The 20,877-nt window shown below is 50.8% G+C and carries 16 protein-coding genes; 5 read left to right on the top strand and 11 right to left on the bottom strand.

Annotation, left to right across the window (positions count from 1 at the left end):
* Positions 1-106 precede the first annotated feature (106 nt).
* Positions 107-2,089 (top strand): DNA topoisomerase IV subunit B, encoded by a 1,983-nt coding sequence (gene parE / locus SAR116_RS00505; RefSeq protein WP_041860676.1) that lies wholly within the window; start codon positions 107-109, stop codon positions 2,087-2,089.
* 7 nt (positions 2,090-2,096) lie between these two features.
* Here the strand turns inward: parE and SAR116_RS00500 are convergent, their stop codons facing one another.
* The gene (locus SAR116_RS00500; RefSeq protein WP_013044975.1) at positions 2,097-2,810 is read right to left on the bottom strand and encodes an alpha/beta fold hydrolase; all 714 of its coding nucleotides are present in this window, start codon (positions 2,808-2,810) and stop codon (positions 2,097-2,099) included.
* Positions 2,811-2,940: 130 nt separating this feature from the next.
* On the opposite strand from SAR116_RS00500, the gene SAR116_RS00495 reads away from it, so the two are divergent.
* Complete coding sequence (locus tag SAR116_RS00495; RefSeq protein ID WP_013044974.1) at positions 2,941-4,335, top strand: DEAD/DEAH box helicase; 1,395 nt, start codon at positions 2,941-2,943, stop codon at positions 4,333-4,335.
* Between the two features lie 27 nt (positions 4,336-4,362).
* Here SAR116_RS00495 and pepN read toward each other — a convergent pair whose 3' ends face one another.
* The 3 genes from pepN to SAR116_RS00480 form a co-directional block, all read right to left on the bottom strand.
* Positions 4,363-6,978, bottom strand: coding sequence for an aminopeptidase N (pepN, locus tag SAR116_RS00490; protein WP_013044973.1), 2,616 nt, complete (start codon positions 6,976-6,978; stop codon positions 4,363-4,365).
* A gap of 2 nt (positions 6,979-6,980) precedes the next feature.
* The gene (locus SAR116_RS00485) at positions 6,981-7,385 is read right to left on the bottom strand and encodes a GcrA family cell cycle regulator (RefSeq protein WP_013044972.1); all 405 of its coding nucleotides are present in this window, start codon (positions 7,383-7,385) and stop codon (positions 6,981-6,983) included.
* Positions 7,386-7,500: 115 nt separating this feature from the next.
* Positions 7,501-8,340, bottom strand: coding sequence for a shikimate dehydrogenase family protein (locus tag SAR116_RS00480; protein WP_013044971.1), 840 nt, complete (start codon positions 8,338-8,340; stop codon positions 7,501-7,503).
* A gap of 245 nt (positions 8,341-8,585) precedes the next feature.
* On the opposite strand from SAR116_RS00480, the gene SAR116_RS00475 reads away from it, so the two are divergent.
* On the top strand, positions 8,586-8,984 hold the full coding sequence (locus tag SAR116_RS00475; protein WP_013044970.1) for an EF-hand domain-containing protein: 399 nt from the start codon (positions 8,586-8,588) through the stop codon (positions 8,982-8,984).
* Positions 8,985-9,155: 171 nt separating this feature from the next.
* On the opposite strand, the gene msrB is transcribed toward SAR116_RS00475, so the two are convergent.
* Genes msrB through SAR116_RS00450 form a run of 5 tightly spaced genes read right to left on the bottom strand, consistent with a single transcriptional unit; the run spans position 9,156 to position 14,514 of the window.
* Positions 9,156-9,566, bottom strand: coding sequence for a peptide-methionine (R)-S-oxide reductase MsrB (msrB, locus tag SAR116_RS00470; RefSeq protein ID WP_013044969.1), 411 nt, complete (start codon positions 9,564-9,566; stop codon positions 9,156-9,158).
* A 28-nt stretch (positions 9,567-9,594) separates the two neighbouring features.
* Positions 9,595-11,907: a xanthine dehydrogenase family protein molybdopterin-binding subunit gene (locus SAR116_RS00465; protein WP_013044968.1), complete on the bottom strand. Its 2,313-nt coding sequence runs from the start codon at positions 11,905-11,907 to the stop codon at positions 9,595-9,597.
* 29 nt (positions 11,908-11,936) lie between these two features.
* Positions 11,937-12,545 carry a CDP-alcohol phosphatidyltransferase family protein gene (locus SAR116_RS00460; RefSeq protein WP_041860675.1) on the bottom strand — a complete coding sequence of 203 codons (609 nt, stop codon included), beginning with the start codon at positions 12,543-12,545 and terminating at the stop codon, positions 11,937-11,939.
* Positions 12,538-13,365 carry a phosphatidylserine decarboxylase gene (locus SAR116_RS00455; protein WP_013044966.1) on the bottom strand — a complete coding sequence of 276 codons (828 nt, stop codon included), beginning with the start codon at positions 13,363-13,365 and terminating at the stop codon, positions 12,538-12,540. The genes SAR116_RS00460 and SAR116_RS00455 overlap by 8 nt, the downstream gene beginning before the upstream one ends.
* A gap of 51 nt (positions 13,366-13,416) precedes the next feature.
* Complete coding sequence (locus SAR116_RS00450) at positions 13,417-14,514, bottom strand: LysM peptidoglycan-binding domain-containing protein (RefSeq protein ID WP_013044965.1); 1,098 nt, start codon at positions 14,512-14,514, stop codon at positions 13,417-13,419.
* Between the two features lie 103 nt (positions 14,515-14,617).
* Here SAR116_RS00450 and SAR116_RS00445 point away from each other — a divergent pair, with 103 nt between their 5' ends.
* A complete protein-coding gene (locus tag SAR116_RS00445; protein ID WP_013044964.1) occupies positions 14,618-15,160 on the top strand; it encodes an LOG family protein in 543 nt (180 codons plus the stop codon).
* Between the two features lie 199 nt (positions 15,161-15,359).
* Positions 15,360-16,574, top strand: coding sequence for an NADP-dependent isocitrate dehydrogenase (locus SAR116_RS00440; RefSeq protein ID WP_013044963.1), 1,215 nt, complete (start codon positions 15,360-15,362; stop codon positions 16,572-16,574).
* A gap of 87 nt (positions 16,575-16,661) precedes the next feature.
* Here the strand turns inward: SAR116_RS00440 and alaS are convergent, their stop codons facing one another.
* Together alaS and recA are read right to left on the bottom strand one after the other, a co-directional pair.
* On the bottom strand, positions 16,662-19,301 hold the full coding sequence (gene alaS / locus SAR116_RS00435) for an alanine--tRNA ligase (RefSeq protein ID WP_013044962.1): 2,640 nt from the start codon (positions 19,299-19,301) through the stop codon (positions 16,662-16,664).
* 294 nt (positions 19,302-19,595) lie between these two features.
* Complete coding sequence (gene recA, locus SAR116_RS00430; RefSeq protein WP_013044961.1) at positions 19,596-20,699, bottom strand: recombinase RecA; 1,104 nt, start codon at positions 20,697-20,699, stop codon at positions 19,596-19,598.
* Between the last annotated feature and the right edge of the window lie 178 nt (positions 20,700-20,877).

Genomic DNA, 20,877 nt, shown 5'->3' with positions numbered 1-20,877 from the left:
ATATATGGCGGTAAGGCTTTATATTCATCGCAAGATACGGTAGTAATGGAAAACCTTGCAGATGGCGGCCTGACCGCATTCTGTTTCAACCTGATATGAGATGAATATGTCTGACCTGTTTGGCAATGCGGCATCCGATGACAATTACGATGCGTCGAATATTGAGGTGCTTGAAGGGCTGGAGCCTGTGCGCCACCGGCCGGGCATGTATATTGGCGGCACCGACGAGCGCGCCTATCATCATCTGGCGGCTGAAATTCTCGATAATTCGATGGATGAGGCAGTCGCGGGGCATGCCAACCGCATTGATTTTCATCTCGAATCTGCCACGACCTTGTCGATCCGCGATAATGGCCGCGGCATGCCAACGGGTAATCATCCCAAATTTCCCGACAAATCCGCTGTTGAGGTGATTATGACAACCTTGCATGCGGGGGGTAAGTTTTCCGGCAAATCCTATGCAACATCTGGTGGTCTGCATGGGGTTGGCGCGTCGGTGGTGAATGCGCTATCAAGCGCGCTGTTGGTTGAAATCGCCCGCGACAAAAAGCTGTATCAGCAATCATTTTCACGCGGCAAGCCTTTGGACGCGTTGACCGAAATCGGCGGCGCACCAAACCGTCGCGGCACCACGGTGACCTTTACGCCTGACACTGAAATCTTTGGGGAAAAGGCGCATTTCCGCCCGTCCACCTTATACCGGATGGCGCGGTCAAAGGCCTATTTGTTTGCTGGCGTCGAAATCAGATGGCAATGCGATCCGGCCTTATTGGCGGATAATGATCCGGTGCCAGCCGAAGCTGTGCTGCATTATCCGGGCGGACTTGCCGATTATCTGAATGATGTGACCCGCGACAAGGCATTGATGGTTTCAACGCCTTTTGCCGAAATTGCCGAGCTTGACGGGCAGAAATTCGAATGGGCGATCACTTGGCTTGGTGCCGGCGAAGATGGTTTTTTCCATTCCTATTGTAACACGGTGCCAACGCCATCGGGCGGCACGCATGAAACCGGCTTTCGTCAGGCGATCGTGCGTGCCTTGCGTAATTATGGTGATCTGGCGGGCAACCGCAAAGCGGCTGACCTGACCGCCGATGATGTGCTGGCCAATACCGGCGTCATGCTGTCGGTATTTTTGCGCGATCCGCAGTTTCAGGGCCAGACCAAAGACCGGCTTGTGTCAACCGATGCTACCCGCATGACCGAACAGGCGGTGCGCGATCGCTTTGAACATTGGCTATCTGCCGACTCGGCACGCGCCAATTTTCTGCTAGAGGCCGCTATTGAACGCGCCGAAGAACGCAAGCGGCGCAAAAAGGAAAAGGAAGTGGCGCGTAAATCGGCAACACGCCGTCTGCGCCTGCCAGGCAAGCTGGCTGACTGCACTTCAAACGATCTTGATCTGACCGAATTATTCCTTGTCGAGGGGGACTCGGCGGGCGGTTCGGCAAAACAGGCCCGTAATCGTAAAACGCAGGCCGTTTTGCCTCTACGCGGCAAGATTTTGAATGTCGCCAGCGCAACGGTTGAAAAACTCAGCGGCAATCAGGAACTATCCGATCTGGCGTTGGCGCTTGGCGTGCGCCCAGGCAAGGACTTCAAAGTCGATGATCTACGCTATGGGCGTGTTGTCATCATGACAGATGCCGATGTCGATGGCGCCCATATTGCTGCCTTGCTGATGACCTATTTCTATCGTGAAATGCCCCAATTGATCGAAGCAGGTCGGCTCTATCTTGCCCAGCCCCCGCTTTATCGTATTAATCAGGGTGGCAAAACGCTTTATGCGCTGGATGATGCCCAGCGAGACACATTGTTGGAAACTGGTTTTGACAAACGCGGCAAAATCGATATCAGCCGCTTTAAGGGACTTGGTGAAATGCCCCCAGCCCAGCTCAAGGAAACCACCATGAATCCGGCAAGTCGTCGCCTGCTAAAGGTTGAATTGCCACAACGTGACAGCATTGGCGCTGATCTGCGACGCACCACCGATCAGCTGGTCAATACGCTTATGGGCAAAAAGGCTGAACTGCGTTTTGGCTATATCCGCGATCATGCCGAAGATGCACTAGCCAATCTGGACGTTTAACCGCCAGCTAGGCCGCATCAACCCTATCAAACAAAGCCTGCAAGGCGTCAATAACCGCGCTTTCGGCTTCCATCGAGGATAAATGCCCGACGCCGTCCAATAAGCGATAATCAGCATGTGGGCACAGGGCAGCCATTTCTGCAGATAGCTTGGGCGGTGTCAGCACATCAAGCGTGCCACATAAAATCAATATCGGCTGTCTGAATGCCCGCAATATCTCGCTTTGATCTTGCCGACCAAGGATCGCGGTCTGTTGCTGGATGAAGGTTTGCCGGCCAATATCATCAGCCATTTTCAGCACGCGGCGGGCTATATGCGGATCATTCACCGCATCTGGCGATAACAAGCGGGGTAAAAGATGCCGTGTTACCCCTTTGAAACGGTCACTATGCGCCAAATTGATAGCTTGTTCACGCTGTCTGCGATGTGCCGCACTATCAATCCGGCAAGTGGTATTCAATAATGCCAATCCCGCAATCCGGTCTGGCGCGCGGCGTGCCATTTCCAGTGCTACATAGCCTCCCATCGACAAACCGACCGGCAGCAACATGCCATCAGCCATCGCCAGCGCCCGTCCAGCCATAGCGGTAATAGTGTCCTCTTGTGATGTATCGGCGACTTTGAACAGTCTTTGCGTGGTGTCTAAATGGGCAAGCTGGGCGGCAAACAAATCTGCGGTACATAGCAAACCCGGAATGAAAATGGGGGTAAATGGGGTCATGTCATGCGGCTTATCTGAATGAAAGATTGACCTTGCGGCGTTTCCTCTGTATCACCGCATCAGATAGTTTGATAGCAGAATTTTCTGCTATGCCTTATCCGCCTTATTAAATGTTCAAAGGAAGTTGTCCTTGAAATTTTCTGACCTCGGTCTCAGTGATGAGCTTAGTCAGGCTGTAGCCGAATTAGGTTATGAAAGCCCCACCCCTATTCAAGAGAAATCGATCCCTATCATATTGATGGGTCGTGATATTTTGGGTTCAGCCCAGACTGGCACGGGTAAAACCGCATCCTTTACCTTGCCAATGATCGATATATTGGCATCAGGCCGCGCCAAAGCGCGAATGCCACGCTCACTCATTCTGGCACCAACACGCGAACTTGCTGCCCAGGTCGCCGAATCCTTTGAGAAATTCAGCACCCATCACAAATTGAATATGGCGCTTTTGATTGGTGGCGTCAGCTTTTCCGATCAGAATACCGCGCTTGATAAGGGTGTAGATGTGCTGATCGCAACGCCGGGTCGTTTGCTTGACCATTTTGAACGTGGCAAGGTCATGCTGAATGATGTTAAAGTTTTGGTGATTGACGAAGCTGATCGCATGCTTGATATGGGCTTTATCCCCGATGTTGAGCGCATTGTCAGCTTGCTGCCACCTTTGCGTCAGACGCTGTTTTTCTCGGCAACTTTGTCGGATGACATTCATAAAATCAGCCATAAATTTGTGAGCAATCCGAAAATCATCGAGGTTGCCCCCCCTGCATCAACAGCCGATACCGTGGCGCAACATCTGCAATGGACTGACGTGAAAAGCAAACGGGCCGTTCTGCGTGACTTATTGCGGGTGGAAACGGTTAAAAATGCGGTTATCTTCTGTAACCGGAAACGCGATATTTCAACCTTGGTAAAATCGCTGACAAAACATGAGTTTTCGGCAGTGGCGATGCATGGTGACATGACCCAGTCAGCCCGTCTGGAAGCGCTGGATAAATTCAAAAAAGGCGAAGTACCTTTATTGATTGCCTCGGATGTCGCCGCCCGTGGTCTTGATATCGCTGGCCTCAGCCATGTATTTAATTTTGATGTCCCGATGAATGCCGAAGATTATGTCCACCGCATCGGCCGTACGGGGCGTGCAGGCAAATCTGGCCGCGCCTTTACGATTGCCGCTGGCAAGGATGATAAACGCTATATCAGCGCTATCGAAAGCCTGATCGGCAAGACAATTCCGCTTGTTGGAGATGCTGGCGACGACGCAAGCGAGACCAAAACATCAACGGCGAAAGACACTGATAAAAAACCCGCCGGTCGTGGTAAAAAACCCGCGGCTAAAGAAGCTGATAAAGTCAGCACAAAGGCTGATAAAAAACCAGCTTCCTCAACCAAGCCAAAAGATCATAACACCAAAGAGCCGCGCCAGAAAAACCGTAACGGCAACACTAAAGACGAATTACCGTCACCACCTGACTGCCAAGGCGATACGCTGGAAGCAACAGGCCATATACCGGCTTTCTTGCGGCGCTAGTTCTTGCAGGGTCAATCTAGTGTCTAGCTAGCTGTTTGCGGCCAATGTCTTTTCAACAATTTCGGCAAGATCATTTGATGGCTTAGCGTTGTCAATCTGGCGCAAGGCCGCCATCATTTGGGCTTTTCGGCGATCATCATAGGCAGACATGCGGGTAAGTGGTAATACCATACGCGCCGAAATCTGCGGGTTACGGCTATCAATATCAATCAGACAATCGGCGATAAACGCAAAGCCTGAGCCATCCTCAGCATAAAAATGCACCGGATTACCCGACATAAATGCCCCTAGCACCGCCCGTAACTTATTCGGGTTATTCGGATCAAATGACGGATGTTGCATCAAAGTCTTGAGCCGTGCGACGGTGCCACCAACAACCGACATCGATTCCATCTGGAACCATTTTTCCATAACAAGGGGATTATCAAGCCAGCGGTCATGAAAGGCCGAAAGCCCGACATCGCGCGCTGTTGATGTACTGTTATTAAGCGCCATGACAGCCCCTTGCGACAAGGTCATATTCGCGTCTAGCACCTGTGCTGCAGCAATGTCCTCGGCCTGAGCGCTTGACGCCGCTACGCCAAGCATAAGCAACGCATTTAGCAACGCCCGACCACCGTCACTGGCTTGCAGCGCATGGCGTGCGTCATCTTTGAGATATGTGGCAATAATATCCGCCAGACCATCACCAAGCGCCGCCTGCAAGCGCATACGCGCATGATACAGAGCCACTGGATCAGCCGGTTTAAGACGACTTTCAAGCACCGATACCCCAGGCAAGGCAAACATGCTGGCTTTGAACGCATCAAGCAAATCAGCTTCACCCAGAATATTTCGATAGGCACCAGACAAGGCAGCGGCATCGGCATCCAGGCTATTACCGCCTGTTGCCGCGGCAACGATTGCGTCCGCCGCCAGCGTTTGGGCTGCATCCCAGCGGTTGAACCGGTCCGTATCATGTGCCATGAGATGCAGACGTTCAGCCGTGCTAAGGTCATCCGCCAGCACCACCGGTGCCGAAAAATTACGTAATAGACTTGGCGTCAACGCAACATCACCACCCCCAGACGCCGCATGAAATGACTGACGATGCGTTGCTGTTTGCATCAGAACCACATGCTCATCAGCGCTGACACCATCGGGTGTCAAGCTGGTGGCAACCGGATGTCCTGCCGCATCAAGAAAGCCCAACCTGACCGGAATGGGTACTGCATTACGCGGGGTCTTCGCCGCGGTTTCTGGCAGTGTCTGTTCAAAATCGAGGGTAATAGTCGCTTTCCCGCCAGCCACACGTTTGACTGACAAATGCGGGGTGCCTGCTTGTTCATACCAGCGGGCAAACCCTGAAAGATCAATATCATTGCTATCGGCAAGTGCGGCGACAAAATCGTCACAGGTCACCGCCGAACCATCATGCCGTTTGAAATACAGATCCATCCCTTTGCGGAAACCATCACGGCCCAGAAACGCCGCCATCATCCGGATCACTTCAGCGCCTTTTTCATAGACAGTGGCGGTATAGAAATTATTGATTTCACGATAGCTTTCAGGCCGGATTGGGTGCGCTGTGGGACTTCGGTCTTCGGGGAATTGCGCTGCCCGTAACAGGCTGACATCATCGGCGCGTTGCACGCCTTCATCATGTGTATCAGCCGAAAAACACTGATCGCGATAAACTGTCAGCCCTTCTTTCAAGGTTAGCTGGAACCAGTCGCGACAGGTCACACGGTTGCCTGTCCAATTATGGAAATATTCATGCGCCACAATTGACTCAACACGATGCAGGTCGGTATCGGTTGCCGTATTCGTATCGGCCAGCACAAATTTGCTGTTAAAGATATTCAGACCCTTATTTTCCATTGCGCCCATATTGAAATGGCTAACGGCAACAATCTGGAAAAGATCGAGATCATATTCCAACCCAAAACGGTCTTCATCCCATTTCATTGAACGTTTAAGCGAATCCATCGCATGACCTGTAAGGCCAACATTACCCTTTTCCACATAGATATGCAGGGCAACATCACGTCCGGACGCCGTTATAAAGTTATCCTCGGCACATTCAAGATCACCAACAACACAGGCGAAAAGATAGCTTGGTTTTGGATGCGGGTCATGCCAGACGGCAAAATGCCGACCTTCCGAGGCCGCACCTGTTTCAACAAGATTGCCATTAGACAGTAATTGCGGATAGGCAATATCCGCCTCGATCCGCACGGTGAATATGGTCATCACATCAGGGCGATCCGGGTAAAAGCCGATACGCCGGAAACCTTCTGGCTCGCACTGGGTACAATACATCCCACCCGACAAATACAGGCCTTCAAGGGCGGTATTTGTTTCTGGATGACAGACCGACAGGCTTTCCACGACACAGCTTTCTGGCAGGTTTGTCAGATGGATACCCGCATCATCAAGTGGCCAGTCATCTTTGGCTATTTCGATATTATCGATAGACAGGCGTTTTAATTCCAGATCACGGCCATTGAGACGCATCTCATTGGCACCAGTCCCCGCATCAGGGTTCTTGGTCAGCTCGAGACGCGTGGTCACAAGCGTCTGATCATCAAAAATACTAATATCAAGATGCGCCGCGATCACCAGATAGGCAGGCGGCATATAGCCAGAACGATGTTTCAACATGATTAGCTGGAGTCACGCGAAGTTGTATAGGCTTCCTGACAATGGGTCAGACAATAAGGTTTTCCCGGCACAATGGCATCACCACAAAATGTGAAGCCGTTAAACTTTGGGTCACCTGTTGGCCAGCAACATTTGCTACGTGACCATTCAAGTTTGCGTAATTCCAGCCGAAGTGGCATTTCGCGATCTGGCTCTGGTACTGCCGCCACAGGCTTGACTGTTGATGATTTGGTTTTGGCAATTGGTGATGGCCGCTTTGGCAATCCCATGCGATGCGCCTTGCCAGCAATCGAATTGCGCGATACACCCAGCGCCTCACCAATTTGCGAAATAGACAAGCCTTCACTCCACAGGACCTTCAACTTTTCCAAGCGCTCATCAGTCCAAACATTTGCCGTATCTGACATAATCATCCTCTTAATCTAGGTATGGCCGCGCCATTACCATCAAGACTGCCGTTATAACGGCACCGACCAACTAATTCAATTTCCTATTAACCCTATATATAGGAAACTTGCTGATTTAATCCAGAGCCCCGATAAACCGCCCAATCAGCTCAAGCTGACAATCAAGCATATGACGCCCATAATGCGTAGGCAGACCTTTATCTTCGGCCAGAGCCAGCCATTCGGTTCGTTCTGGCACCATTATGATATCGGCAATCAGGGTATCAGGGCGAACAGTACCCAGCGCTACAGGCAAAGCATCACCTGCATGCAGACCAAGCGACGTTGTATTTATTATGACATCAACATCACGCGCAGCTTCCAGAGCCGCTTCGGCCATATTGTCCAGAACATGCGCCTGTGTATAGCCTGCCCCCTGTACCATCGCATCAACCAGATTTTGGGCCTTGTCACGCGTACGGTTGGCAATTGCAATCTCACCCACATCTGCTTGGCATAAAGCCACCGCGATTGCCCGTGCGGCACCGCCTGCCCCCATCATCAAAACACGCTTGCCTGCAATGTCATGTCCCTTTAGCGCCAGTCCGGCCACAAAACCGGCACCATCAAAAATATCACCATAGAGGCGACCATCTTCACCAAAGCGCACGGCATTTACCGCGCCACAAACACGTGCAGCTTCGCCCAGCTCGTCGCACATCTGCGCAATCGGCACCTTATGAGGAATGGTGATGGTAAGACCGCCAAAATTTTCCATCGCCCGCAATCCATCCATGACGGTGACCAGCGACGCTGGCGTTGCATCAATCGGGATCATCAGATGATCGCGTTGCTCGGCAACAAAACGCTCATTAAATACCATTGGCGCGCGTACATGCGCTGATGGATGCGCAATCACGCCAAAGAGCTTTGTTGTGCCTGTGATAAGCGGTACGGCAGGTGTTTGTTCAGTCATGACATTAATCCGATTGTAGAAAACCCGTCATCATACCCAAGCACGTGCGCTTTATCCACTCAGATAAATTTATGAACGCACATAAATTCGCCACAAGATTTACGAGAAATTGTCACAGCCGCGCCCTTTTTGCGCCGCTATTACTGCCTAAACATTGATGTGTCACCGGTGTTGGCCTGTCATCACCCACTTACGGGCTGACCCGATGACACCTAACTGATTGAACGATATTGACTGGACATATTATGAAAAATCTAAAGCTCCCTATTATTCTTGGCGTTGGCTTGCTTGTTTCAGGCGGCCTAGTTGCTGGCCTCGCAATGGCAAAAGACCGTGGATTTGGCAAAGATCGCCATCACAGCATGTTTTCTGCCAAAAAAATCGATGTGAATAATGATGGCATGATCAGCCGCGATGAGATGCTAGCGCGACAGCAAAGCCGGTTCGATATGCTTGACACCAACAAGGACGGCATGATTGCACCGGCAGAATATAACGCCAAAATGGTAACTATGTTTGAAAAGCTGGACGTGAATGCTGATGGGTTGTTGCAACCAGACGAATTGCCACGGCGACATCATTATAAACATCATGACAAGCATAAGCGCGATCGTTCACATGGCCAAGGCATGTCCGAAAGCTAGCCATCAATATAACTAACAGCCTATGCCAGTGAACGCACATCAATGAGGTCTTTAGCCGCGTTCCCCTCCGATAGGGCTAAAGACAATGCAACTCGCACCGCCGTTTCTCCCCCGGCGAAAGCGTAACAACGTTACGCTGGTGCGAGTTCGCTTTTCCAGCCCCATAGTAGCTTATTCACTCTCTGCGTCTTTATCGACAAAATCCAGCGATGCCGAATTGATACAATAGCGCAAGCCTGTTGGTTGTGGCCCATCGGGAAACACATGGCCTAGATGCGCATCACAGCGGTTACAATGCACTTCGGTACGTCGCATGAATAAACTACGATCCTCGGTCTCACCAACCGCACCATTTTCGGCAGGCTGGTAAAAGCTGGGCCAGCCACTGCCTGATTCGAATTTCGTATCGCTATCAAACAGATCCGCCCCACAGCAAATACACTGATAAGTGCCATCTGCATGATTATCGCATAGCGCCCCGGTAAAGGCGCGCTCGGTGCCATGTTCGCGGGTGATGTGATATTGCTCATCGGTCAGCATATCGCGCCATTCGGCATCGGTTTTGATGATTTTGTCAGACATAATTTCTCCAATTTAACTAAGTACCATATTATGCGGCGGTAATATTTCGCGTCTGCATCACCTGCCAGATTGATGACGGTGTAGCGGGCATATCTATATGGGGGATCGACAGCGCATTGCAAACTGCCGAAATGACCGCATGTGGTGCCCCGATTGCGCCAGCTTGCCCAGCTCCCTTTACCCCAAGAGCGTTATTCTGACACGGCGTATTGCGCATAGTGATATCCAGCATCGGAATATGATCAGCACGCGGCAATGTATAATCCATCAATGATCCAGCCAGAAGCTGTCCCTGATCGTCATAGACAACATGCTCATAAAGTGCCTGCCCTATGCCCTGAACGATGCCGCCTTGTATCTGACCTTCCAGCATGACCGGATTGATAACGACGCCAAAATCATTGACACAGGTAAAACGGTCAAGCTTCACTTTACAGGTTGCCGGATCAATCTCGACCTCGGCAATATGACAACCATAAGGATAGCTGGGGCCATCACTGGCATAAGGCTGGCGAATATCAAACATATGCGGGGTTTTTTCATCGGCAAGCGCGATGACCAGATCCGCAAGCGTGATTGACCGGTTACTGGCTTTATCGGCAAAGATGCCATCGTCAAAAGCCAGATCATCCAGAGCACAATCCAGCTTTTGCGCCGCCTGTGGGCGCGCCATTTCGATAATGCTGGCTGACGCTTTGGCAGCAGCCGAACCAATCAATGCTGTCATCCTTGCCCCGCCTGTTGTGCCTTCGGGCATGGTCGCCGAGTCACCTTGCTGGACAGTGATTTTATCAGCATCATAGCCCAGCTTGTCAGACAGAATTTGGGTCAGCGTCATCCGGTGCCCCTGACCGTTACATTGTTGTGATGCCAACACCGTCATATACCCATTGGCCGCAAAGCTGATATGCACACCGCCATCACTGCCATCACCGCTTTTCTCAAGATACATACCAAGACCGATACCGCGATACAGCCCCTTGACATGCGCAGCCTCACGTCGGGCGGCGAACCCGTCCCAGTCGGCACGCTGCAATGCGGTTTCAAACAAGGCTGGCATATCTCCACTATCAATGGTGATGCCAACCGCCATGGGATAGGGCATCTGATCTGCCTTGATAAGATTACGCCGCCTTACATCAACGCGGCTGATACCGGTTTCAAACGCGATCTGATCTAGCAACCGTTCCAATGCGTAAATCAGCTCTGGGCGTCCTGCACCACGATAGGCATCAATAGCGGGGGTATTTGTCACAACCCCGCGCACGCGCAAGCTTGCCACCGGAATATCATAGGTACCTGTCAAGGCTGAATTGGCTGAAATTGTCGGAATAGCCGTTGAAAAATTAGATAACCACGCACCCATATTGGCATGCACATCGGCTTCATAGGCCAGAATACGCCCACTATCATCAATCACCGCACGCGCTTTGGTTCGCGTATCCCGACCTTGTATATCCGAGAGAAATCCATCAGAACGTGGCTGTTGCCAGCGCACCAAACTACCAAGCGTGCGCGCCGCCCAACTGACCAGCACCTGTTCTGGATGCAGAAAAATCTTGAAACCAAAACTGCCGCCAACATCATGTGTCAGAACACGAACCGCATCATGGGGCATGTTCAGTGCATCGGCAATCTGCGTCGAAATAGACCGCGCACCTTGCGTCCCACACCATATCAAAAGCGTATCGGGATCATCACCAGGTGCCGCGATAATGGGCCGTGTCTCAACCGAATTGACAATAACCCGGCCATTGATGACATCCACCTCGACAATTTTGTGCCCATCCTGCTTGGCGGTGGCAAAACTATCCTTTGTGGCGGCCGGATCACCTTTCTGCCAGTCAAAGGCGATATTTGACGGATATTCTGAATATAATTGGGGCGCGCCTTCGGCCACCGCAGCATAGACATCGGTAACAGCGTCCAGCGGGTCGAAATCAACCTCGATCAGATCAAGTGCATTATCGGCATGCATCTGGCTATCCGCCACAACCATTGCCACAATATCACCAGCATAGCGGTTAATATCCCGAACCATTGGGGGCTTGGTAACCATAGGCATCGGATTGTTATCACTATTAACAACGACATTCTTACAAGCAATTTCACCAATGTTATCGGCATCAAGGTCCGCCTGTGTGGCCACCAGCACTACCCCGGGGGCGTCTGCTGCGGCACTGACATCAAGCGATAGTAATTTTGCATGGGCAAACGGCGCGCGCAGAAAGCCCACGCGCAACCCTTCGCCAGCCTTGACATCATCGGTATAGACCCCAGCACCAGTTACAAGCCGGTGATCTTCTATGCGCGTCAGCCCTTGACCTATTTCAAATTTCATCACCTACCGCCTGTTATCTATCTTCGCGCCTAATCAGATGAAAACATCCGGAACGCATCGCCAATACGTATCGCAGTTGTGATCCAGCATAAGACACCAAAACCCACTGCCAACATCGTGAAATATGATGGCATTAGTGTCATCAGACATAAGAGAATGATGGTCTCGGCACCTTCGGTCAAGCCACCAAGATAATAGAATTGTTTTTTGCCACGAGACTCCGTCACTATGCCGCGCTTGGCAGCAATGATAGCAAAAGCCAAAAAGCTGGTCGCCGTACCAATAAAGCTAAAAATCAGGAAACATGCAGCCAGGCCGTTCGCCGGATCGTTCAGCGCAAAAGCAAACGGAATCGAACTATAGAAAATAAAATCAAAAACAATATCCAGATAGCCGCCAAAATCACTGGCACCCGACGCCCGCGCCACAGCCCCATCAAGACCGTCAGCAAGTCGGTTGACCAGAATAAAGCCCAACCCGATCAGCAAGGCATCGAATGCAATGCTGACTGCCGCCGCCAGACCCATGAAGCCACCAAAAACAGTCACCTGATTTGCGGTGACGCCCCATCTGGCAAGGTGCTGGCCAGTCGGCTTGAGCATGGTGTCAACAACCGGACGAAGCTTCGCGTCAAACATCAGTTATTGAAACAGATTTTGTCTGCGCCTTTGTTGCAGGCAGCGCCAGGATCGTCTCGCCAGCCACACAATGTTGCCCGATGGCGATAGCCGCATCATGATCCGACGGCACAAACAGATCAATCAAACCTGCCAGATGTGACATGCCAAAACTGTCACCTGCTTTGATATGCTTGCCTTCTGGTAGGCGACATACAAGCTTGCGTGCGCTGGCTGTGGCCAATTGCACAAGCGTAACATGCCTGTTGTTATCTGATAAAAACCGAACTTCACGACGTTCATTGCCAGCTCTGATTGCCGCCAGCACATCCTTGTCAAAGGCAGGCTTATAAGCAAAACAATCGGTACCACCAAGATGTTTTCTTTGCCCGGGGATCAGCAGATTATCCAGCACACGGCCACTGACAGGGTTACATTGCCACTGCATATCCGCCAGAGATGTCCGTATTGTCACACGTAGCCCCTTTTCGGCCGTATTCGATAAATCATCCTGCGGCAAAGATGGCGACGGATAGCGCGCATCAGAAATATCGACAATCACGCCATCAGCAGGGGCAAGAATGGCTGCGTCATTATCTGGACGCTGGCGTTCGGGCATCCGCATGATATGGGCAAACCACAATGTGAGGCCCAGCGCAAAGGTACCTAGCGGCAGATAAATCAGGCTCAGCACGATGGTCACACCACCAGCCACAGCCACAACCATCCATCCATCATCGGCAATACGGCCAAAGATACCTCGCCCTGATGCCATCAATCCAGTTGCAGAGTCGTTAGCCATCATCACCTTGCCTGTTTGCCATAGATCAGCTGCATCCATTTATCAGCCATCATATCATATGATTTAGACACCCCAAAATGCGAGATATGATTATTCGGGAACTGCAAACACCTGATTAGGAAAAATGAGATCCGGGTCATTAATTGCTGCCGCATTCTGGCGCACTATATCGACATAGCGTACACCCTCGCCATATCGGCGATAGGCAATACGCCACAAGGCATCACCCGTTTGCACAATAACCAGATCGCTTCCATCCAGACCTTTTTGAAGATCACTGGTGACAAGGGGTAACCTGTAGGTAGCAACAGATTGGCTGTTTTCATCAAGCAGATTGAACATCATCTCAAAGCCCGCTTTGGTCATATCAACGGCGCCGGATACCTGCCATTCATGATCGTCCTGCCCCGCCTGATCAGACACAGCTACATCGGCAAATTTCTGATCCTCAAGGCTAACCAATAGACGCACGCCACCGCGTGACATACCTGCAATCGAGATGCGCTCCTGATCAAGCCATACAATCGAACGCGGCGCCACAAGCGGCATGGCGGCATCATTTTCTGGGCTGCTAACTTCAGCCTGTGTTTCTGCCTCAGTCTCAGGTGCCTGTAACAATTTCGGCATATCGGTTTCGGTTTGCGGCAATAATGCCACCAAAGGCTGCACAGACTCAGAATCGTCAATTTCAATGGCAAGCGTTATATCCGCCAGCTCACTCTGGCCATCTTCGGTTTCCATGCCGATCATCACCAGATGCTGTCCCGGTGCCAGCGGGCGCTCAAGTACGACAACCCACTCGCCATTTTCATCAGCCACCGTCTCACCCAGCAGAATATCTTGTTCAAACACACGGATTTTTGCATTCGGCGCTGCCTTGCCAGCAAATACAGCCGCGCCATCAGGCTTTACCCGCGCTATATCTATTTCCAGCGTGGTTTTATCATCAGTCACGCTTGCTGAATCGTTGGTCTTTTGATCTTCACTATCGCTAGTTGGTGTCGTCTCTTGTGATGGTGCGGCCGTGTCTTGTTCAGGGGCTGTCTTTTCTGGTTTGGGTATGTCCAGAACTTCCGCACTTTGCGGCTCTACCGCCGTGATATTATCGTCAGATAGGAATACCCAACCAAGCGCAAAGGCGGCCAGAATGGCACCCACCGAAATTAATAAGAAAATCTTTAATCGCACGGTCTAAATTCCATCTTTGTGATAAATAACAGTTTAAGCGTAATCCTAAATTACTGTAGGTTCAATACATACCGTAGTTACCATCGATCAACAGGATATCTTCATGAAGAAAATATGTGTCTTTACCGGTGCCGCCACCGGCAATAATCCAATTTATCGCGATGTTGCGACTGAAACGGGCAGAATGCTGGCTTCACGCGGCCTTGGTCTTGTTTATGGCGGTGGCAAGATGGGGCTCATGGGCGCAGTTGCCGATGGCACCATTGCCGGCAATGGGCATGTAACAGGTATTATTCCCCATTTTTTAAATGATATTGAAGTCGGGCATCCTGATGTCAAAGATCTGCATCTTGTTGATTCAATGCATGAACGCAAAGCCATGATGTATGATATTTCATCGGCCTTTGTCATTTTACCGGGCGGCCTTGGTACATTGGACGAAACCATGGAAGTCATTACCTGGCGACAGTTAAAACAACACAGCAAACCAATCATCATACTGAACCAGAATGGCTATTGGGATCACCTGCTTGCGCTGTTCCAGTCGGTGATTGACAATGACTTCATGCATAATGACCATATAGACCATTTTGAGGTCGCGCAGAATCTCGAAGAGTTGGGCAATCATCTGGATAAATTTGCCTGACAATTGAGCTATCGGTTGAATATTTTCAGCCTACTGGCCAAGAACCAGCCAAGAACCAGCTAATAAAAGGGCAAATCCACCCAGAACACTTGTTTTTTATCCATTTTATGCTTAAAAAGCGTCATATTTACAAGCCGCCCTTTGCCAAATTTTAACGGCCTGTAACAGCCCCCGGCCTGACAAATTTTGAGGAAAAAGCATGTCCCGCATCAAAGTAAAAACGCCAGTAGTCGAATTAGATGGCGATGAAATGACCCGCATCATCTGGCAGAAGATCAAAGACAAGCTGATTTTCCCCTATCTGGATATTGACCTCAAATATTATGATCTTGGCATCGAAAAGCGCGATGAAACAGATGACCAGATCACAATCGACGCCGCCAATGCGATCAAGGAATATGGCGTTGGCGTCAAATGCGCGACCATCACACCTGATGAAGACCGTGTTAAAGAATTCAATCTCAAAAGCATGTATCGTTCACCGAATGGCACTATCCGCAACATTCTGGGCGGCACTGTATTCCGCCAGCCAATCATCTGTCAGAATGTGCCGCGTCTGGTGCCAGGCTGGACCCGTCCAATTGTGATTGGCCGTCACGCCTTTGGCGATCAGTATCGAGCTACTGATTTTGTAACCGAAGGCGCCGGCAAACTGACCATGACCTTTCAACCAGCCGATGGAAGCCCTGCTGTGACGCGCGAAGTGTTCGACTTTCCATCAAGTGGCGTTGCCATGTCGATGTATAATCTGGATGACTCCATTCGCGGTTTTGCCCGCGCCTGCATGAATTACGGCCTTGATCTTGGGTGGCCAGTCTATCTATCGACTAAAAACACAATCCTGAAAGCTTATGATGGCCGTTTCAAGGATCTGTTCCAAGAGGTGTTCGAGACCGAGTTTGAAGATAAGTTCAAAGATGCAGGCATCAGCTATGAACATCGTTTGATCGACGATATGGTTGCTTGTGCCATGAAATGGGATGGTGGCTTTGTCTGGGCTTGTAAAAACTATGATGGTGACGTGCAGTCAGACACCGTGGCACAAGGCTTTGGATCATTGGGTCTGATGACATCCGTACTTATGACGCCTGATGGCAAGACGGTTGAATCCGAAGCGGCGCATGGCACTGTCACGCGCCATTATCGCCAGCACCAACAGGGCAAAAGCACATCGACAAACCCGATTGCCTCGATCTTTGCCTGGACGCGAGGCTTGAGCTATCGGGCAAAATTCGATGAAACACCTGATGTTGCGGCATTTGCCGATACTGTTGAAAAGGTCTGTATCAGCACTGTTGAAAAAGGCCATATGACCAAGGATCTGGCGCTACTGATTTCATCGGCACAGCCTTATCTCGATACTGACGGCTTCCTTGACGCGATTGACCAGAATTTGCAAAAGGCGATGTCGTAAAGCACAGCCGACATATTATTACGAAAAAACCGGTAACAGTTTCTGCTACCGGTTTTTCTTATCTGAAATATCTGCATCGGCCATGCCCTAGAGCGCGGCGGCAACTGCCTTTAACGCCGCCCCGGCATCATCTGCATTAGGGCCACCGGCCTGTGCCATATCGGGGCGGCCACCACCACCGCCACCCCCCAGCGCGGCCGAACCGACCCGCACCAGATCAACAGCATTCTTTGCATCAACCAGATCATCAGTAACAGCAACGACAATCGAGGCCTTGCCACTATCGGTAGCGACAAGACAGATCACGGCATTTTCCAGCCCTTGCTTCATTTCGTCAGCCATTGACTTTAACTCACGCGCAGGCGTGTCTTCCATAAGGCGACCAACAAAATTAACCCCGTTGATTTGTTCGGAACCAGCACCACCAGCATCACCGCCAGCCGCCAATTTTCGCCGCATCATGGTGATATCACGCTCGGCGCGCTTATTATCCTCAAGCAGTTTGGCAACACGATCAGCCAGCTGTTCAGGGGCAATTTTCAACAATTCGGCAGTGTGGCTCAAAATCCGTTCACGATGTTCAATCCATTCAACCGCTCCGGCCTGCGTTACCGCTTCAATCCGCCTTACGCCACCAGCAACCGCAGATTCGCCAATGACTTTCAGAATACTGATATCACCGGTACGATTGACATGCGTTCCACCGCATAATTCAACTGACCATGCCGAGCGGCCTTTGATGTCGGTTTCCCCGCCCATTTGCACGACCCGCACTTCATCTCCATATTTTTCGCCAAACAATGCCAGTGCCCCAAGCTCGATTGCGGCTTCGGGGGTCATGATTCTGGTTGAAACATCCGAATTCATCTGCACCCGGCTATTGACGATCGCCTGAACGCGCGCCAATTCATCTTCTGTCATGGCTTTAGGATGGGAAAAGTCAAACCGCAATCGATCGGGTCCAACCATTGACCCCTTTTGCGCCACATGTTCACCAAGCACCTCGCGCAGGGCTTCATGTAAAAGATGCGTTGCCGAATGGTTTGCCCGCAGACGCAGTCGTCGCGCAACATCAATATCCAGCCGGACATCATTGCCAACATCCAGCGATCCTTTGGTAATCGTTGCCCGATGCACGAACATACCCATCGGGGTTTTGAACGTATCGGCAACATCGGCCGCGCCATCAGCCCAGCTGATTACCCCAGTATCGCCAACCTGTCCCCCTGACTCGGCATAAAACGGTGTTTGATTGGTGATGATCTGCACATCTTCGCCTGCGGCAGCGCTCGCGATAGCGGCACCATCACGCACCAATGCTGTTACCTGCCCTTCGGCAGTATCAGTGCTATAGCCCAAAAATTCGGTCGCGCCCAGTTGCTGGCCAAGATCAAGCCAGATAGTTTCGGTGGCGGCATCACCTGATCCGCTCCAGGCTTTACGGGCAGCGGCCTTCTGAGCTTCCATGGCCGAATTAAAACCATCCAGATCAACATCCCATTCATAGCCACGCATAAAATCCTGCGTCAGATCAAGCGGAAACCCATAGGTGTCATAAAGTTTAAAAGCGGTCTTGCCATCCAGCACACCGCCAGCGGCCTTGCCCGCTACCTCATCATTCAGAATGCGCAAGCCACGTCCAAGCGTTTCCTTGAACCGGCCTTCTTCCAGCTTCAATGTTTCGGTGATAAGCGCCTGCGCCCGTCCAAGTTCGGGATAATGCCCACCCATTTCGGCAACCAGAGCTGGCACCAGCCGCCACATGGTCGGATCCTGACACCCCATCTGATGCAGATGCCGCATGGCGCGACGCATGATCCGGCGCAACACATAACCGCGGCCTTCATTAGAGGGCAGAACCCCATCGGCAATCAGAAATGACGACGCCCGCAAATGATCGGCAACAACACGATGTGACACATTATGGTCACCATCAGCCGCCACATTCGCCGCCTCAGCCGAAGCCTGGATCAAGGCGCGCATCAAATCGATATCATAATTATCATGTTTGCCTTGCAGCACCGCGGCAATTCGCTCTAGCCCCATACCTGTATCAATCGATGGTTTTGGCAGATTGATCCGTTCATTGGCGGTCTGTTCAAACTGCATGAACACCAGATTCCAGATTTCGATAAAGCGGTCACCATCTTCATCCGGTGATCCCGGAGGCCCACCAGGGATATGATCACCATGATCATAGAAGATTTCCGAACAGGGACCACAAGGGCCAGTGTCACCCATGGCCCAGAAATTATCTGACGTGGCAATGCGGATAATGCGGTCATCATTTAGCCCGGCGATTTTTTTCCATAGATCAGCCGCTTCGTCATCTTCATGATAGACAGTGACAAGCAGCTTGCTGGCGTCCAGTCCGTATTCACGCGTAATCAGGTTCCAGGCCAATTCGATGGCATTTTCCTTGAAATAATCACCAAAGGAAAAATTTCCCAGCATTTCGAAAAATGTATGATGCCGCGCCGTATAGCCTACATTCTCAAGATCATTATGCTTACCACCCGCACGCACACATTTCTGTGACGTTGCTGCGCGCACATAATCACGTGTTTCCAAACCGGTAAACAGATTTTTAAACTGCACCATGCCAGCGTTCGTGAACATCAGGGTTGGATCATTTTGCGGAACCAGTGGGCTGGAATCGACCACCTGATGACCGTTATCTTTAAAATATTCCAGAAAGGTCGCGCGAATATCGTTGACGCTTGCCATTACAATTATACCTGCCGTCTTGATGCCTGTTAAAAGTCCGTTCGTTCAAGCGTTGTAGCCGTGAGGTTGGCGCCCTGTCCAGTCTATCTTCATATTCTGTTGTAATTTTGGCAATCGTTACGCCAGAATCATCATAGCATTTTACTTATCATAGAGGGTCGTTTGCAAATTTGCCCATGCGACTTTTACATGTGACAAAAAAGCCGCGTCTCCATTTCGGAAACCCGGCTTTTAAATATTATGGCATCGCTTCCGATCAGGCCCGCATTGCCATGATCTGTGCGCTGTTACGCATCATGCATCAAGCGGTGCATCCGGAGACTCAGGTACATCAGCCTCGGGTGAATCGGCAATCGAATTATCAAGCATTGCATCGCCAACAAGTCCGGCATTCTGACGGATCGCACTTTCGATCTCATTTGCGATTTCGGTATTTTCACGTAGGAAATTTTTGGCGTTTTCACGCCCCTGTCCCAACCGATCACCCTTATAGGAAATCCAAGCACCCGACTTTTCAACGATGCCTGCGGCAACGCCAAGGTCAAGAAGCTCACCCATTTTAGAAATGCCTTCACCATACATAATATCAAATTCGACGGTACGGAACGGTGCCGCAACCTTGTTTTTGACAACTTTAACGCGGGTCTGGTTACCAACCACTTCATCACGGTCCTTGATCGCCCCAATACGGCGGATATCAAGGCGAACCGAAGCGTAAAATTTCAACGCGTTACCACCTGTTGTTGTTTCCGGATTGCCAAACATAACGCCAATTTTCAAACGGATCTGGTTAATGAAGATAACCAGACAGTTAGACCGGGCAATTGACGAGGTCAATTTACGCAACGCCTGACTCATCAGACGGGCTTGCAAACCGACATGATGGTCACCCATCTCGCCTTCAAGTTCCGCACGCGGCACCAATGCCGCCACCGAATCAACAACCAGCACATCAATGGCACCCGAACGCACCAGCGTATCGGCAATTTCCAGCGCCTGTTCGCCAGCATCCGGTTGTGAAATCAGCAGATCATCGATATTAACGCCCAACTTTTTTGCATAGGCCGGATCCAGCGCATGTTCGGCATCGACAAAGGCGCAGTTACCGCCTTCTTTCTGGGCTTCGGCAACCGCATGCAATGCCAAGGTTGTTTTACCTGAAGATTCAGGACCATATATTTCGACAATCCGGCCTTTCGGGAAGCCGCCAATGCCAAGGCCAATATCCAGCCCCAGTGACCCTGTTGAAATCGACTGAACATCAACTGCCGATTCCCGCTGGCCAAGTTTCATCACTGACCCCTTGCCAAACGCCTTTTCAATCTGTCCGATTGCCGCTTCCAGCGCCTGATTCTTGTCGTTATCCTTCATTTTCATATCCACCACTACACCAGCCATTTTATGCCTCCATGTTGCATAGCTACCCGGCAGTGTCCATGTCCAAATTTTGGTTCAATGAACCTTTTGACATTGCCGGTTAAAAATTCATCATGAAATCATTTTGTACTGTTTTTGTTCCTATTTCAAGAGCATTTTCACTTTTTGTTCTATTTTTGCTGATTCATTGAGCATCAGG

This window comes from Candidatus Puniceispirillum marinum IMCC1322, from assembly GCF_000024465.1.
Taxonomy (GTDB): Bacteria; Pseudomonadota; Alphaproteobacteria; order Puniceispirillales; family Puniceispirillaceae; genus Puniceispirillum; species Puniceispirillum marinum.
Note: the sequence above shows the minus strand (reverse complement) of the source record. Positions and strands in the feature narration are given on the sequence as shown.